12 protein-coding genes are annotated in these 15,685 nt (G+C 72.5%); 3 read left to right on the top strand and 9 right to left on the bottom strand.

Translation table 11 applies throughout. The features are described 5' to 3' along the window. The first annotated feature begins 113 nt into the window (after positions 1-113). Complete coding sequence (locus DVK44_RS17025) at positions 114-1,055, top strand: intradiol ring-cleavage dioxygenase (protein WP_181957474.1); 942 nt, start codon at positions 114-116, stop codon at positions 1,053-1,055. A 138-nt stretch (positions 1,056-1,193) separates the two neighbouring features. After that, positions 1,194-2,078, top strand: coding sequence for a triphosphoribosyl-dephospho-CoA synthase (locus DVK44_RS17020; protein ID WP_114660436.1), 885 nt, complete (start codon positions 1,194-1,196; stop codon positions 2,076-2,078). Positions 2,079-2,219: 141 nt separating this feature from the next. Here the strand turns inward: DVK44_RS17020 and DVK44_RS17015 are convergent, their stop codons facing one another. The 7 genes from DVK44_RS17015 to DVK44_RS16985 all read right to left on the bottom strand — a co-directional run bounded on the left by DVK44_RS17015 (position 2,220) and on the right by DVK44_RS16985 (position 11,300). After that, positions 2,220-4,382: a DUF11 domain-containing protein gene (locus DVK44_RS17015; RefSeq protein WP_114660435.1), complete on the bottom strand. Its 2,163-nt coding sequence runs from the start codon at positions 4,380-4,382 to the stop codon at positions 2,220-2,222. 105 nt (positions 4,383-4,487) lie between these two features. After that, positions 4,488-6,554, bottom strand: coding sequence for a DUF11 domain-containing protein (locus tag DVK44_RS17010; protein WP_114660434.1), 2,067 nt, complete (start codon positions 6,552-6,554; stop codon positions 4,488-4,490). Continuing rightward, positions 6,551-7,771, bottom strand: coding sequence for a DUF11 domain-containing protein (locus tag DVK44_RS17005; protein ID WP_162793889.1), 1,221 nt, complete (start codon positions 7,769-7,771; stop codon positions 6,551-6,553). The genes DVK44_RS17010 and DVK44_RS17005 overlap by 4 nt, the downstream gene beginning before the upstream one ends. A gap of 306 nt (positions 7,772-8,077) precedes the next feature. Next, positions 8,078-8,386: a hypothetical protein gene (locus DVK44_RS17000; protein WP_114660432.1), complete on the bottom strand. Its 309-nt coding sequence runs from the start codon at positions 8,384-8,386 to the stop codon at positions 8,078-8,080. A gap of 85 nt (positions 8,387-8,471) precedes the next feature. Further along, entirely contained in the window at positions 8,472-9,425 is a 954-nt protein-coding gene (locus tag DVK44_RS16995) for an MASE1 domain-containing protein (RefSeq protein WP_228447628.1), read from the bottom strand. A 232-nt stretch (positions 9,426-9,657) separates the two neighbouring features. Next, complete coding sequence (locus tag DVK44_RS16990) at positions 9,658-10,536, bottom strand: PP2C family protein-serine/threonine phosphatase (protein ID WP_114660431.1); 879 nt, start codon at positions 10,534-10,536, stop codon at positions 9,658-9,660. 50 nt (positions 10,537-10,586) lie between these two features. Further along, a complete protein-coding gene (locus DVK44_RS16985) occupies positions 10,587-11,300 on the bottom strand; it encodes a TetR/AcrR family transcriptional regulator (RefSeq protein ID WP_114660430.1) in 714 nt (237 codons plus the stop codon). Between the two features lie 92 nt (positions 11,301-11,392). Between DVK44_RS16985 and DVK44_RS16980 the strand changes: the two genes are divergently transcribed. After that, positions 11,393-12,457, top strand: coding sequence for a saccharopine dehydrogenase family protein (locus DVK44_RS16980; RefSeq protein WP_228447202.1), 1,065 nt, complete (start codon positions 11,393-11,395; stop codon positions 12,455-12,457). Between the two features lie 18 nt (positions 12,458-12,475). Here DVK44_RS16980 and DVK44_RS16975 read toward each other — a convergent pair whose 3' ends face one another. Together DVK44_RS16975 and DVK44_RS16970 are read right to left on the bottom strand one after the other, a co-directional pair. After that, positions 12,476-14,269, bottom strand: coding sequence for an immunity 49 family protein (locus DVK44_RS16975; RefSeq protein WP_331461606.1), 1,794 nt, complete (start codon positions 14,267-14,269; stop codon positions 12,476-12,478). Between the two features lie 175 nt (positions 14,270-14,444). Beyond that, entirely contained in the window at positions 14,445-15,644 is a 1,200-nt protein-coding gene (locus DVK44_RS16970) for an LLM class flavin-dependent oxidoreductase (RefSeq protein ID WP_114660429.1), read from the bottom strand. Between the last annotated feature and the right edge of the window lie 41 nt (positions 15,645-15,685).

The following is a 15,685-nucleotide window of genomic DNA, read 5'->3' as shown; positions in this document are numbered from 1 at the left end:
AGTATGTAATCCCCAAGACGCCCCCGGCCGGTTTTCGGTTGCGCGTACGCCTCACAGGGCGCTCACAGGCCAGGGCGGGGTTCCTGCCAGCATCGATCACTACCGTCCAGTACATGACAGAGAAACACCTGGACAAGAAGGTCAGCAGAAGGCGCGCCCTCGCCATCGGCGGCGGTGCCGTGGCCGGTGCCGGCGCGGTGGCCGTGGTCGGCATCAACGCCTTCGCCTCGGACGAGACGGACACCGCCGGCGCCGGCACCGACGCCACCACCTCGTCCGCCACTGGCTCCACCACCGCCTCGACCGGGCAGTGTGTCCTGATGTCGAGTGTCACCGAGGGCCCGTACTACCTGGACGGCGCGCTCGTACGCAAGGACATCACCGAGGGCAAGTCCGGCGTCCCGCTGAGCCTGCGCATCACCGTCCAGGACACCACCGAGTCGTGCGGCCCGGTCGCCGGCGCGGCCGTGGAGATCTGGCACTGCGACGCCTGGGGCTACTACTCCGGCTACACCACCGCCAACCCCGGCGGCAGCGCCCCGGCGGAGGACGAGGACGGCTCCACCGCCAACGACCAGACGTACCTTCGTGGTTACCAGGTCGCCAACGCCAACGGGGTCGTCAAGTTCACGACGATCGTGCCCGGTTGGTACACCCCGCGCACCTGCCACATCCACGTCAAGGTCCACACGGGCGGCCAGAAGGCCGACGGGACATACGAGGGCGGCAAGGTCAACTTCACCGGCCAGCTCTTCTTCGACGACGACATCGCCGAGCAGATCTTCACCCTGGAGCCGTACTCCAAGCACTCCGGCAGCTACACCAAGCTGGACGACGACATGGTGTACGAGGGCAACGGCGCGGCCGGCGGGCTGCTGACGCTCACCCCCGTCCACAAGAAGGACCCGTCGAAGGGCTACAAGGGCACGATCATCCTCGGCATCGACCCGGACGCCGAGAACACCGGCGCGGGTGGCGGCGCGGGCGGTGGCGGTGGCGAGGGAGGCGAGCCTCCGACCGGTACGCCGCCCACCGGGGAGCCGCCCACCTCGTAACGCGAGCGCGAGCGCGGCTCGGGGTGTACCCGTAATCCGGCCCGGTTACGGGTACACCCCTCACCACCCCGCCCGCCCCTCCAACCGCTCGTCCGCCCCACACCGCCCGTACGACCGACCACTCGTTAGGGGACCCCCATGCCCATGAACCGCGAGGACGAGGTGCTCGCCGAAGCGGCGATCGACGCCCTGCTGGCCGAGGCCGAGCTGACCCCCAAGCCCGGCCTCCCCGACCGGCGGGAGGCGGACTTCGGCGCGCTGCGCTGGTCCGCGCGCTCGCTGGCACCCGGCCTCGCGGCCATGGCCGCCGCCGCCCGCCGCTCGGGCGGCGGCACCCCCGGGCACCCCGGACGTACGGCCGGCGACACACCGCCTCGTGAACTCCGCCGCGAACTCGGCGCGATCGGCCGTCACACCGAGCGGACCATGGCCCGCGCCAACACCGGTACGGCCCTGCACCACGGCGCGGTCTGGCCCCTCGGGCTGCTCGTGGCCGCCGCCGCGCTGGAGCCGGCCACCGCCCCCGACCAGCTCCCCGCCGCCGCCAGACGCCTCGCCGCCCTCCCCGACCCGTCGGCGCCCCGGGTCCCCTCCCCCGGTGCCACGGTGGCGTCCCGTTACGGCGCGGCCGGTGCGCGCGGCGAGGCGCGGGCCGGATTCCCGCACATACGAAGGGCGTTGACGGCCCTGGGTACGGCACGATCCGCCGGCGCCCGCGAGCCCGAGGCCCGCCTCGACGCGCTGCTCACCATCATGTGCACCCTCCAGGACACCGGCCTCCTCCACGCCGCCGGACCGCACGGTCTGCGCCAGGTCCAGAACGGCGCCCACGCCGTGCTGGAGGCGGGCGGCGCCGGCAGCGACGCGGGCGGCCGGGCGCTGCGCGACCTCGACAGCACCCTGCGCGCCGACGGGCTGCGGCCCCGGGGCAGCGCCCATCTGCTGGCGGGCGCGCTGTTCCTGGACATCCTGCGGGACCGGACGTACGCGACGACGGCCCTGCCCACGGCGCTGGCGGCCTGACCCCGGAAGCCCCTCCCCGAACCCCCTCCGGAAATACCCCTCATGAACCGGCCGGGCCGGCCGATGAACCCTGATTCCCCCCAGGCTCATCGGCCGGCCCGGCCACCCTCGTACCGTTAACCGATACGGCTGCCGCTACGGCTACGGCGTCTCCTTCGTCACCTCCAGGTCCGCCGTCGGCGTCTTCACCCTGCCGCCCGGCGGGCCCGTCACCGCGCTGGTGTTGTTCCCGCTGTTCGGGTCGGCCGTCGGGGAGGTGACCGACGCCCGGTTCCCGATGTCACTGCCGTCGCCCGTGTAGTCGGCGGCCAGCTTCACCTTGAACACGTACGACACGGACGCGCCCGGCGCCAGTGTGTCCAGCGGGCCGCAGACCACCGTACGGCCCGAGACACACGGGTCGTCCGACGAGACGAAGCTCAGCGCCGCCGGCAGCGCGTCCGTGACCCGTACCTGCTGGGCCTGCGACGGGCCGTTGTTGGTGACCGTGACCGCGTACTCGAACGTCTCGCCCGGGGCGACCGGGGTGTCCGTGACGGTCTTCTTCACGATCCCCAGGTCGGCGGCCGGCGGCGCGATGCCACCGCCCGGCGGAACGGCCGTATTGCTGTCGTTGTCGCTGTTCGGGTCGATGTTGTCGGCGGTGACCCGGGCGGTGTTCTTCATGTCGCTGCCGTCGCCCGCGTACGCCGGGTCGACCTTGACGGTGAGGATGTACTCGGTGGTCTCGCCCACCTTGAGCGGGGTCGCGCGCTTGCAGGAGACCGCGCGGCCCGAGACCGTACAGCCGTCGGGCGTGGACGCCACGTACGACAGGCCCTGCGGCAGGTCGTCGGTGAGGGTGACGTTGTAGGCGTCCGCCGAGGGACCGTTGTTCTTGACGGTGATCCGGTAGTCGAACGTCGTCCCGGGCACCGGCTGGGTGGTGCCGACGGCCTGCTTGGTGACCGACAGGTCCGCGTTGGGGCGGTTGACGGCGGAGCCGGGCGGGCCGACGGGCGGGCTGGTGTTGTTGTTCGGGCTGGGGTCCTTGGTGTCGGAGGACGAGGTGGCCGTGTTGCGGATGTCCGAGCCGTCGCCCCGGTAGTTCGGGTCCAACTGCACCGTGAACGTCCAGGTCTTGGAGGCGCCGGGCTCCAGTACGGCCTGCGGTCCGCAGCTCACCGTGGCGCCGCCGCCCGTACCGCCGGCCGTGCAGCCGTCCGCCGACGACACGAAGCGCAGCTGGCTGGGGAGGGCGTCGGTGGCCTTGACGTTGACCGCGCGCGACGGGCCGTCGTTGGTGACGGTGACGGCGTACGAGAAGTTCTCGCCGGGGGCGACCGGGGTGCTGGTCGTCGTGGCCTTCGCCGTCCACAGGTCGGCCTGCGGCTCGCTGACACCGCCGGGCGGTGACACGGGCGGGCTGGTGTTGTCCGACGGGTTGGGGTCGCGCGAGTCGGAGGTGGAGGCGGCGGTGTTCCGCAGATCCGTGCCGTCACCGGTGTACGCGGCGCTCAGCTTCACCCGGAACGTCCAGCTCACGGACGCCCCCGGCGCCAGCCGCGCGCGCGGGCCGCAGGTGACCGTACGGCCGCCGGACGCCGTGCACGGGTCGGCCGACGAGACATAGGTCAGCCCGGCGGGGAGCGTGTCGGTCGCCTTGACGTTACGGGCGTCCGAGGGGCCGGCGTTCGAGGTGGTGATCCGGTACTCGTACTCCTGGCCGGGGACCGTCGGTCCCGTACCCAGCGCCTCCTTCACGGTCGACAGGTCCGACACCGGCTCGAAGCTGCCCGGCGGCTTCACGGGCGTGGGGTTCTGGTTGTTGCCGGGGGTCGGGTCCGTGGCGTCGGAGGAGCCGGTGACGGTGTTCCCGAGGTCCGAGCCGTCGCCCTGGTAGGACGCGCTGAGCCGGACGAGGATCGTCCAGCTCTTGGTCTGGCCCACCGACAGCTGCGGCTCGGGCCCGCAGGTCACCGTACGGCCCGAGGCGGTGCAGCCGTCGACGGACGAGACGAACTCGATGCCGTTGGGCAGGGTGTCCTTCGCGATCACATTGCGGGCCACCGAGGGGCCGTTGTTCTTGGCGGTGAGGGTGTATGTGAAGGTCCCGCCGGGCGGTACGGCGGCCACGGCGGCGGCGCTGCGGTGGTGGGCCGCGAAGGTCATCGAGGGCCGCGCGGACCGCTCGGCGGCGGTGGCCGCCGAGGCGGCGCCCCCTCCGGACGACCACAGCGGCACCACGCACACGAGCGCGGCCAGCGCGGACCACAGCGCGAAGCCGCCGCGCCGCCGGGGCGTACCGGTTGCTGTCCTTCTCATCGCATCGATTCCGTTCATGTCAAGAGAGGTGGTCGGCCGGTCAGTGGGCGCGGCCGGTCAGTGGGCGCGGCGGGCCAACCGATGAGCCGGTCGGCCGGTCGGCCATCAGCTCGCGGACTTCTTGTCGAACTCCAGGTCGGCGGTGGGGGACTTGACCTTCCCGCCGGGCGGCGCGGCCGTGCCGCTGTTGTTGGTCCGGTCGGGATCCGCCGTGTCCGCGTCGGCGGTCGCCGTGTTCCGCAGGTCCGTGCCGTCGCCGCTGTACGCCGCGTCGAGCGCGACCCGGAACGTCCAGGTCACGGCCGCGCCCACGGTGAGCGTGGCGACCGGGCCGCAGGTCACGGTCCGGGTGGCGGTCACCGCCGTACACCCGCTGCTGGACGAGACGAACCGGAGGGCCGGCGGCAGCACATCGGTGGCGCGAACCTGACGGGCCACGGAGGGGCCCTGGTTGGTGACGGTCACGGTGTATTCGTACGACTCCCCCGGTGCCACCGGGGTGTTCGTCACGGTCACCTTCGTGGTCCGCAGATCGGCCTGCGGAGCGGTGACACCGCCGGGCGGCGGGGCGGCAGGGCTGGTGTTGTTGGCGGTGTCGGGGTCCGTGATGTCGTGGCTGACCACGGCCCTGTTGCCGAGGTCGGAGCCGTTGCCGGTGTACGCGGGGTCCAGCTTCACCCGGATCGTCCAGCCGGCCGAACTCCCGGCCGCCAGAGCAGCCCTGGTGGGGCAGGTCACCGTCTGGCCCGACGCCGTACAGCCGTCGGGGGAGGACACGAAGGTGAGCCCGGCGGGGAGGGTGTCGGTCACCCGGACGTTGGTGGTGTCCGAGGGGCCCCGGTCGGTGGCGGTGATCCGGTAGTCGAACTGGTCCCCTGGGCGTACGGGCCCGCTGCCGACGCCCGCCTTGGTCACCGCCACATCGGCCAGCGCGGTGACCGTCGTGGTGACCGAGGCGGTGTTGTCGGCGGGGTCGGTGTCGACGCGGTTGCCCGGCGCGGTCACGGTCGCGGTGTTGGTGAAGGTGACGGGCTGGTTGGGCGCGTTGCCGAGAATAGTGTAGGTGACCGAGCCGTTGCGTCTGAGGTCGGCGAGCGTGTTGATGGTGTTGCCACTGCCGGACGCGGGCCGGCAGGCGCTGCCGGTGGTGGCGGTGCAGGTCCAGGTCACCCCGGTGAGCGCCGGGACGGTGTCCCGGATGACGGCGCCCTCGACGTCGTTGATGTCGCTGTTGGTGACGGTGACGGTGTAGGTCGCCGGGCCGTAGCTCGCCGGGATGGTGGCCGTACCGCTCTTGGTGATCGAGAGGTTGGCCGGGACATTGATGGTGAGATCGCCGATCTCGTGGATGTTGGTCGCCCCGCCGGTGCTGCCGGAGAAACCGACCTTGAGGGTGGCGGGCAGGGCGGGCTGATTGGCGATGGCGGACACGTCGTAGTCGCTGATGACCTTGGTCAGCGCGGTGCCGGGCCCGGAGTCCGACCAGACGGAGACCAGCAACCGCCCGCCACGGGGCAGGACTTGGACCCGTACGGTGCGGTAGTTGGCCCGGCTGCCGGTCTCGACCGTACCGCCGGGGCCGTTGACCGCCGTACCGTACCGGTAGCCGCTGGTGCCGTTGCCGCCGCCGCGCAGGGCGATGGCGTTGGGGCGGGCGCCGGGGCCGCCGTTGCCGACGTCGGGCGAGGAGAAGTTGCCGAACTCGTCCAGCCCGATGCCGAGGAACGCCCCCGGCACGCCGCTGCGGTTGCAGGAGTTGGCCGATCCGGCGCAGGCGTAGCCGAGGCCGCCGCCGGAGGCGCCCGTGCCGTTGGCGGCGGAACCGTCGGCAAGGAAGAACGCGAGGCCGTCGCCGCGCTTGCCGTCGAAGGCGGAGCCGCCGTAGGAGGCGTAGGTGAACTCGGCGACGATGCCGAGGTTCGTGGAGAACGAGTCGTTCATCTCCCACGAGCCGGCCTGCCCGGTGGCCGCGCTGGTGAGGCGCAGCCAGCCGCCGCCGGGATAGCTGGCGTTGCCGGTGGTGGTGCCGAGGTTGGGGGTGGCGTCGAAGGTCTCGTGGACGGGGAAGGAGAGGGCGCGGGGCTGGTGGGCGGGGACGGGCGCGGGAGCGGCACCCAGGGCGAGGGTCGCGCAGAGCGCGACGAGCAGGGCTCGGAGGAGCGGGATTCTCATACGAGGGGCCCCTCCGCCTTGGAGGCACGCGGGGAGACGCGCGGGGAGAAGTTCCGCCGGGCCAGGACGACGAGCCCGGAACCGGCGGCCAGGGTCGAGGCGGCCAGCCAGATCAGCCAGGAGGGCACGTCGGAGCCGGTGTCGGGGAGCTGCCCGCCGTGGTGGCCGCCGTTGTGACCACCGGAGTGCGAGCCGCCGGAGTGGTGACCGCCGCCGTCCGTACCGCCGCCGTCCGTGCCTCCGCTCGTACCGCCGGAGTGGTGACCGCCGCCGTCCGTACCACCGCTGTCCGTACCGCCGCTCGTACCGCCGCCGTGTCCGGGCTTGAGGTAGAGCGGGCCGCCGTCGGGGCCCGTGGTGCCCGGCCGGTTCCGGTTGTTGCCGAGGTCGGGGTCCTTCGTCGTGGAGGTGACGGAGGCGATGTTGTCGAGCTGGACGCCGGTGCGCAGCAGCGCCCGGTGGTCGGGCACCCGGACGACCATCCGGAACACGGCGGTCTCGCCGGCCGGCAGCTGGTCCAGCAGCGGACAGACGACCTTCTGCCCGGTCCGTGCGCCCTCCGGCGCGCACCCGTCGGGCGAGGACACGAACCGCAGCTCGTGCGGCAGCGGATCGGTCACCTGTACGCCGCGAGCCGTCCCGGGCCCGAGGTTCCGTACGGTGATGACGTAGGCGAACGTGTCGCCCGGCGAGACGAAGCGCTTGCCCGGGGGCAGCTCCGCGCGCTTGAACAGCTTCAGATCCGCGACCCCGTGCGGGCCGGGCCGCACGGGCAGGCCAGTGACGGAGGCGGTGTTGTTGTCCGGCACCGGGTCGTGGGTCGTGGCGGTGACGGCGGCCTCGTTGACGATGTCGGAGCCGTCGCCGTCGTAGCCGTCGGCCAGCCGGACCGTGATGACCCAGGAGTACGAGTCACCGACCCCGAGCGTGGCCAGCGGCCCGCAGGTCACCTCCTGCCCCTGCGCGGCGCACCCCTGCTGCCCGGAGACGAAGACCAGCGAGTCGGGCAGCAGGTCCGTCACCTTGACGTCGGTGGCCTGCGAGGGGCCGTGGTTGTGGACGGTGATGGTGTAACGGTAGGTGTCGTCGGGGCCGGTACGGAGGCCGGTGGCGGCGGGTCCGGTGCGAGCCGGGGCCGAGGTGACGGACAGATCGGCGCCTGCGGGCGCGGCGGGCGCACCGGCTGCGGGTACGGCGGAGATGCCGGGTGACGGCAAGGGCGACGGCGATGGCAATGCCGGTACGGAGGCCGATTCCGGCGCCGAACCTGACACCGGACCTGACGCCGGACCCGAACCCGACGCCTGGTCAGAGACCGGAATCGACGGTTCCGCCAGCGGGGAGACCGACGCGCCGCTCTCCGCACCCGGCCCCGTACTGGCGAATCCGCAGAGCGTGAGCGCGAGCGCGCCGGCGGCGGCCACGCGGCTGAAGCCACAGAGAGACGACATGCAGGGGTTATGCCGTGTCGTAAATATGAAAAACGATCTTCATCGATCAATCCACCGAACAGCCGATCACGCTTAACTCGTTCGCCGTCCTGGATTCGGCACGTGGCGCACCCCCTGGCGCGGCTTCCCCGAGCCGCACTCGTTGCACGGCAACCGCACCACCTCCGTCAGCCCGGCGCGGGGCGAGTAGTGGTACAGATCCCGGATGACTCCCGCGCACTCCTTGAGGTCGCACGCGTACGAGGCCCACACCGCCGAGCGCCCGCCGCTGTCCAGAACCGAGTAGTTGCAGAAGTGGCAGGGGAACGGGTGCAATCCGTCCTCGTTCTCGATGTGGGCGATCGCGTCGGGCCGATTGCAGCCGGGACAGATCCACGCCATCTCCGCACACCCCTCACCCCTTCACTTCCCAGGGGCCGCATCATGGCCCGAACCACCGTCCCGCCAAGGCCCATTGCCGAGCGATTCACTCGCGCGTGTGGTGTCCGTGCCGCGGTGGTGCCAAGTGGGTGACCACCTCGGCCAGTTCGAGGCATGCCTGTTCGATCTTGTGGCGGATATTGCGCTGCTCGGTGACGATCGCGGCCAGCAGCAGCGCCGTCAGCGCGGCGGAGCCGTTGAGGGCCTGGAGGCCGATCATGACCTCGACAAAGCTGTGGTGGGCGAAGGGCCCGACGCGGTCGATCGCCGCCGTGATGGCGAGTACGGAGACGTACAGCGCGCACGGCGCCGCGCCGGCGAGCTGGAAGCGCAGAGCGGCCCAGATCAGCAGCGGGAAGACGAGGAAGAGCAGACAGAGCGGGCTGCGCGTGGCCACGGGCACGACAACGAACGCCGTGACCGTCAGCGCGCCCGCCTCCGCCCAGCGCCGGGGGTCGCGCGGCAGCGGGAGCCTGGCCCGGCGCAGTACGAGGATCAGCGGTGTGACGACCAGGACGCCCATCGCGTCGCCCGTCCACCACGCCGACCAGGTCGGCCAGACGCTGCCCGCGGGCAGCCGGCCACTGAGCGTCAGCACCGCCGTACCCACGCTCGCGCTGATCAGCATCCCGGTCAGCGCGCCCAGGAACACCAGCGCCACCCCGTCCCGCAGCCGGTCCAGGGCGATACGGAAGCCCACGCGGCGCAGCAGCAGATACGCGCAGACGGGAGCGAGGGTGTTCCCCGCGAGGATGCCGACATCAGTGGCCCGGAACGGACCGATCGTCACGATGCTGAGGAAGACGCCCAGGGTGATGCCCGGCCAGATCCGCAGCCCGAGGAGGAGCAGACAGCTCAGCGCGACCCCGGTCGGCGGCCAGAGCGGCGTGATGATCACACCGTCGGCGGTGGATCCGTCCGTCATCACCTGCCTCAGCAGCCCCAGCTGCCCGACCACGTTGTACGCCACCGCCACGCAGACGCTCTGGACGACCGTCACCCAGAGGCTGGGCGGGGCGGAGGGGGCGGACGGGGCGGACGGGACGGGCTTTTCCGAGCCGCGGTTCTCTCCTGAGCCGCGGTTCTCTTCCCGGCCGCTGTTCTCTTCCGGGCCGCCGCTGTTCTCTTCCGGGCCGCGGTTCTCTCCTGGGCTGCTGTTTTCCTCGTTGCGCACCACACCCGCCATCAGACATCGCCCACCGCCCGGCTCCGCCGTGACACGCGGCCCCCAGTCAAGCCTCTCCGTCGTGGCACAGCACCAGCACCGCCGCGTCGTCCGAGTTCCCCGTCAGCTCCGCGACCCGCATCACCCGCGCCGCCAGCGCCTCCGGCCCCTCCCCCGCCCGTACCCCCGCCGCCAGCGCCCCGGCCGCCCGTGTCAGCCCCTCGTCCAGCGGGAAGGACGGCCCCTCGACCACCCCGTCCGTGAGCAGCACGAACGCGCCCGGCACCGTCAGCCGGCGCCGCGTCACCGGATACGCCTCCCCCTCCTGGATCCCCAGCGGCAGACCGCCCGCGTCCTCCGCGACGCCCGACCGCCCGTCGGCCGTGGCCCAGACGGAGGCGACATGCCCGGCCCGGGCGCTCTCCAGCTCGTGGGTGGCCGGGTCGTACCGCAGGAAACTGCACGTCGCGAAGAGGCTGGAGTTCACGGAGAGCAGCACGTCGTTCGCCCGGCTGAGCACCAGCCCGGGATCGACGCTCGGGGCCGTGCCGCCGCTCGTCCCCCAGCCGCCGGCCGTGGCCGCCACCGCCCGCAGCCCGATCCGTACCTGGCCCATCGTCGCGGCGGCCTCGACATCGTGCCCCTGCACATCGCCCACGCAGAACGCCAGGGCGCCGTCCGGCAGGGCGAAGCCGTCGTACCAGTCGCCGCCGATGTCCAGCCCGACGCGCGCGGGCGCGTACTTCGCGGCCGTACGGAGTCCGGGCACCGCCGGGAGCACGGCGGGGAGCATCTCGCGTTGCAGCGCCTCGGCCAGCTCCACCCGCGCATGCTGAAGCTCCGCGCGCTCCCGCGCCTGCGCGGTGAGCCGGCCGAGGGTGGTCAGCAGATCGTCAGCGCTCGCGGACTCGATGGCGGGCCTGCTGGGGGGACGACGCCTGGTCATGCAGCGCTCCGAGGTACGTCGTCAGGGAGGGACAGAATGGAACATATTCATCATATTTCCGACGTCTGCTTTTCGCTGGGCGAAGCCTCCGGACCGCCGCCGCCACAGAGCTGCCCCCGCAACGTCTCGAACACCCACCGCTCCCACACCTCCGGCGCCCACCCCCGGTCGCGAGTGAGGAGCAGATACAGCTCCGTGCTGAGCAGCCCGTAGAGCACATCGGCGGCGTACGGCGCCGCGACCCCCGCCCGGATGCCCGGCTTGCCGACCAGCGCCCCGGCCGCGGCCGACTGCACGGTGAACCGCGGATCGGGGCCGGCGGCGGCGGTGGCGGTGCCGGATCCCGGGCCGGAGGACCCGCGCGGCCACTCCGCCGCGACCTCCGCGTCCGTCGCCGCGGCGGCCGACACCACCTCCAGCAGCGGCGCGACCCGGGCCAGGATCGCGCCCGTACCGGCGACATGCAGGCGCAGCTGTTCCTCCGCCGTCGGCGCGGCGAGGGCCGCGCGGAACCAGGGCCGGTCCATCGTCGCGACCGGCTCGTCGTCGCCCGCGATGGTGACGTCGACCAGCTCCTTGAGCAGCGCGCGCTTGTTGCCGAACGTGAAGTACAGCGTCTGCACCGCCACCCCGGCCCGCTCGGCGATGTCCTTCAGCGTCGTCGCGCCGTACCCCCGCTCGACAAAGAGCCCGAGCGCGGCGCCCAGCATCCGCCGCCGCGTCTCGCGCGCCTTCAGGGCCCGTTTTCCCTTGACGTCCGTCATGACTAGAGCGTAACTCTAGTAACGTCAATCTCACTAGAGCGGGACTCCAGTGAATACATCCGAGTAGATCGAGTAGATCCGAGGAGCAGGTCATGAAGGCGATCAGCGCGATCAGTGCGCTCGTCCTGGGCGGGTACGGAGCGGTCGGCACCCATGTGGTGGCGCGGCTGCGCGAGGGGGGCGGGCGCGCGTACGCCGCCGGGCGCGATCCCGTACGGGCCGACCGGCCGTTCGACCTGACGGCGGGCGCGGGCGAGGCGTACCTCCGGGCGCTGGACGGGATCGACGTCGTCGTCAACGCGTCCGGCGCCGAGGATCCGGGGCTGGCGGTGGCGGCGACGGACCGGGGCATCGCCTTCGTGGACATCTCCGCCACCACCCCGTACATCGCCGCGCTGGAACGGCTCACCCCGGCCGCGCCCCTGCTGCTGGGCGTGGGACTGGCGCCGGGGCTGACGGGACTGCTGGCGACGGCGCTGGCCAAGGCACCCGGACCGGGACCCGTGCCGGGACAGGCACCGGCACCGGGACCGGCACCGGGACCGGCCGGCCCCACGCACCCGACCGGCGGACCCGTCGGCGGCCCGATCGACCTCGCCGTAGTCCTCGGCGCGGGCGAGAAGCACGGCGCCGCCGCGACGGACTGGAGCTACGGGCTGCTCGGCCGGACCTTCCCCGACACCCACGGCGGTCCGCCCGTACGCAACTACTCCCGCCCGCGCGCCTTCGACCTGCCCCACCTCGGCCGGCGCCGCCTCTACCGCGCCGACTTCTCCGATCAGCACACCCTCACCCGCACCCTGGGCGTGCCCGTACGCACCTACTTCGGCACCGACTCCCGGGCCGCCACCGCCGCGCTCGCGCTGCTGACCTGGCTGCCCGGCGCACGGCGGGCGACCCCGCGCGGCCTCCATCTGCCGGGCAGCGACGGCTGGTTGGCGTCAGCCACCCACGCCGGAACCGGCCGTACGGTGTGGGCGCGGGGCCGGTCGCAGTCCCGGGCCAGCGCCCTCCTGGCCGCCCTGGCCGCCCATGCCGCGCCCGCGTTGCCGCCCGGTGTGCACCAGCTGACGGACGTCGTGACGCTCGACGACGTACCGCACGATGACGTGCCGCACGAGGAAGGCGGCATCACGATCGGCCACGCGACTCCGTGACCGTACGAAGACCCCCGGCTAGAAGGGGACGACCGCCCGCAGGAGGTACCGCGGAAGGTAGGCGGATTCGACCCTGATCGACCAGCCGCGACGACGGGCGTGGCAGGCCAGGGCGAGGATGTCGAGGCTGCCGGAGGCGTCCGGATCGTCGGCGCGGTCCGCGACCCGGTAGTAGTCGCGGTGGGCTTCGAGCGCGTCGGCGAGGGCGAGGTTGAAGCTCTCCTCGTCGCCCTCCACCAACTGCGACAGCAGCATGACGGGCGGCATGGCGAAACCCCAGTCCTTGGCCCGCTCGGCCTGGTAGAGCGCCTGCTGCACGGCCGCTTCGGGATCGGTGCCCTTCAGGTAGGCGTGAAGGGCGACGCGGTACGCGCTGAAGGCGGAATCGTCCGTACCGGCGGAGGCGGGGCCGGTGAGAACGAGGGGCGCGAGGTCCTCGCGCGCGCCGGTGATCAGGGCGAACGCGACGGCCCGCTGCCAGTTGCCGGCGCCGATCGCCTCGTCCCCGTCGTCCGCCCGGTAGTGGAGCGTACGTCCGTCGATACTCACCTCGACCTGGGTGCCCGGCTTCGCGAGGCGGACCCGGAACAGGGCCGCGCCCATCTGGGAGGCCAGCTTCAGGGTCGCGAGCTGCGTGTCGATGTCACTGCCGGGGTCCGCGGCACGCCACTTGAAGAGGCGCTCCTGGTCACCCATGACGTCCTCCAGCTCCCAGAGGGCGGGCGGCTTCCCGTCGGTGGGATTGAGCGCCTTCCGGACGTCTTCCTCGTACCTGGCCGCGACCTCCGGAAGCACGGCCTGCTCGCGGGCCGGCCGAGCCGGCCGCTCCACCACCAGCGGGCCCGCGGCGAGCGCGGCGACCGCGTCCGGCCGCCGGCCCGAGCCGAACGCCCCGACGCGGGGGCCCGCCGTCTCGAAGCCCGTGACCAGCGCGTGCGGCAGATACGCGGTGTGGACGACGGGCGCCCAGCCCAGCGTCCGATAGGCCAGCGCGGAGAGGGCGAGGGGGACGAGCGGCAGCAGAGTCCTGGGGGAGGACGTCTGGCCGTGCGCGGCGGCGTACGTGGTCAGGAGGCCGGCCAGCGCGGTGTCGAAGGCCGGCCGGTCCTCGGCGGCGAGGGCGCGCAGGGCGCGCAGCGCGGCGCTGTCCGGGTGGTCCGGGAGATCCGCTTGGCCTGGGAGGGGCTGGTGGTCCGGGAGATCCGCTTGGTCCGGGAGGGGCTGGTGGTCCGTGGTTCCCTGCGCACGGGTACGGACACGGGCCAGGGCAGCGTCGACGGCGGCGAGTTTGGCCTGCGCGCTCGGCGGATACTCCTCGTCGTCGCCGGTGTCGTCCAAGGCCACGGCCATCAGTCCCGTGGCCAGCTCGCCGGTGGGTGTGCCCTGCGCCTGCTCGGCGAACTTTCCCCGGGCGAAGTGGAATGCCTCGCCGTGGAATTTCGCCTTGTCCCTGAGGACCGCCAGGCAGAGCGCGTCGATCCACTCCCCGGGAGTGACCCGCTCCGCGGGGGCATCGTCACCGCGGTCGTAACTCATGCCGAAATTCACGTAGTTCAGGAAGATCTGGAAGCCACAGTGCGGGTGGTACGCCGCGTAGGCGACGGCTCCGGCGGCGGCCTCCGAGGCGTCCTTCAGCGCGGCCTGGGCCTCCGCCGTACCGAGGTCGGGCGTCTCGACGGAGAGCGCCCCCAGGTAGTCGAGGAACTCCCCGGCGATGAACTGCCACTCGTACGTGGTCATACGGCCGCCGCGGGACATGGAGTGCACCTGGCCCCCGATGCGGTTGGCGAAGTCCTCACGTGCCGCTGACACGGCGGTCCCGCGTACCTGGTGACGCTCTATTCGCACTGCCCAACTCCTCGCTCGGATCCTCAGGCCAGCCTAGAAGTCCGCCGGGTGGGATCCGGGAATCGGGGTACTGGCTCATGCACACTGCGCGGTCGCGCCGTGGGGGAAGGCGCCCGTCACACCGTGCCGGAAGGCGCCCTCACCGCCGTACCTCCGCCGCGAACGGCACCCCGGCGGAGACACCGCCCGCACCACGGGCAGCGCCCGCCGGGTGTGTCCACAGGCCCGTGGCCGCCAGCCTCGGCAGGACGCCCTCACCGAACCAGTACGCCTCCTCCAGATGCGGATGCCCCGACATCACGAACTCGTCGATCCCCAGCCGGTGGTACTCCTCGATCCGCGCCGCCACCTCCGCGTGGCTGCCCACCAGCGCCGTCCCCGCGCCGCCGCGCACCAGCCCGATCCCGGCCCACAGGTTCGGCGAGACCTCCAGCCCGTCCGCCGAGCCGCCGTGCAGCGCCAGCATCCGCCGCTGACCCTCCGACTCGCTGCGCGCCAGCCCGGCCTGTACGGCGGCGATCGCGTCCGGGGCGAAACCGGCCAGCAGCCGGCGCGCCTCGGCCCATGCCTGGTCGGCGGTGTCGCGGGTGATCACATGCAGCCGGATGCCGAACCGTACGGTCCGGCCCGCCTTCTCCGCGAGCGCCCGGATCCACCCGATCTTCTCCGCGACCTGGGCCGGCGGCTCGCCCCACGTCAGATAGACATCGCTGTGCCGGGCCGCGACCTCGCCCGCCGCCGGGGAGGACCCGCCGAAGTAGACCGGCGGCACCGGATCCGGGACGCGGGCCAGCCTCGCCTCCTCGACCCGGAGGTGTGCGCCGTGCCGGGTGACCGTCTCACCGCGCCACAACGCCCGTACGATGTCGAGGAATTCGCCAGTACGCGCGTACCGCTCGTCCTTGCCGAGGAAGTCGCCGTACGCGCGCTGCTCATGGCCCTCGCCGCCCGTCACCACGTTGAGCAGCAGCCGTCCGGGCGCGTGGCGCTGGAAGGTGGCGGCCATCTGGGCGGCCAGTGTCGGTGCCACGAAGCCGGGCCGGAAGGCGACCAGGAACTTCAGCCGTTCGGTCTCCCGGGCCAGCATGGCCGTGGTCAGCCAGGCGTCCTCGCACCAGGCGCCGGTGGGGGTCAACGCGCCCTCGAAGCCCAGCTGTTCGGCGGCCCGGCCGATCTGGGCCAGATAGCCGAGATCGGCGGGCCGCTGCCCGTCAAAGGCTCCGGACACTCCGGACCCTTCAGACCCATCGGCCGACCCCGCCGGCACACCATGACCGCCGCCGATGACATGGCGGCTGTCGCCGTAGGTGGGCAGGAACCAGTGGAAGGTGAGGCTCACGGAATTCTCCAAAAGACATGCGACATAAGGGAGTTGCTGAG

Origin of the sequence: Streptomyces paludis (assembly GCF_003344965.1) — a bacterium.
Taxonomy (GTDB): Bacteria; Actinomycetota; Actinomycetes; order Streptomycetales; family Streptomycetaceae; genus Streptomyces; species Streptomyces paludis.
The sequence above is the reverse complement of the archived record's forward strand: the minus strand, read 5'-3'. Positions and strand labels throughout refer to the sequence as shown.

Bases quoted from the DNA above. Each gene is read 5' to 3' on its own strand.
- DVK44_RS17025 (WP_181957474.1), top strand. From the start codon at position 114: ATGACAGAGAAACACCTGGACAAGAAGGTCAGCAGAAGGCGCGCCCTC.
- DVK44_RS17020 (WP_114660436.1), top strand. From the start codon at position 1,194: ATGCCCATGAACCGCGAGGACGAGGTGCTCGCCGAAGCGGCGATCGAC.
- DVK44_RS17015 (WP_114660435.1), bottom strand. From the start codon at position 4,382: ATGAGAAGGACAGCAACCGGTACGCCCCGGCGGCGCGGCGGCTTCGCG.
- DVK44_RS17010 (WP_114660434.1), bottom strand. From the start codon at position 6,554: ATGAGAATCCCGCTCCTCCGAGCCCTGCTCGTCGCGCTCTGCGCGACC.
- DVK44_RS17000 (WP_114660432.1), bottom strand. From the start codon at position 8,386: ATGGCGTGGATCTGTCCCGGCTGCAATCGGCCCGACGCGATCGCCCAC.
- DVK44_RS16990 (WP_114660431.1), bottom strand. From the start codon at position 10,536: ATGACCAGGCGTCGTCCCCCCAGCAGGCCCGCCATCGAGTCCGCGAGC.
- DVK44_RS16985 (WP_114660430.1), bottom strand. From the start codon at position 11,300: ATGACGGACGTCAAGGGAAAACGGGCCCTGAAGGCGCGCGAGACGCGG.
- DVK44_RS16980 (WP_228447202.1), top strand. From the start codon at position 11,393: ATGAAGGCGATCAGCGCGATCAGTGCGCTCGTCCTGGGCGGGTACGGA.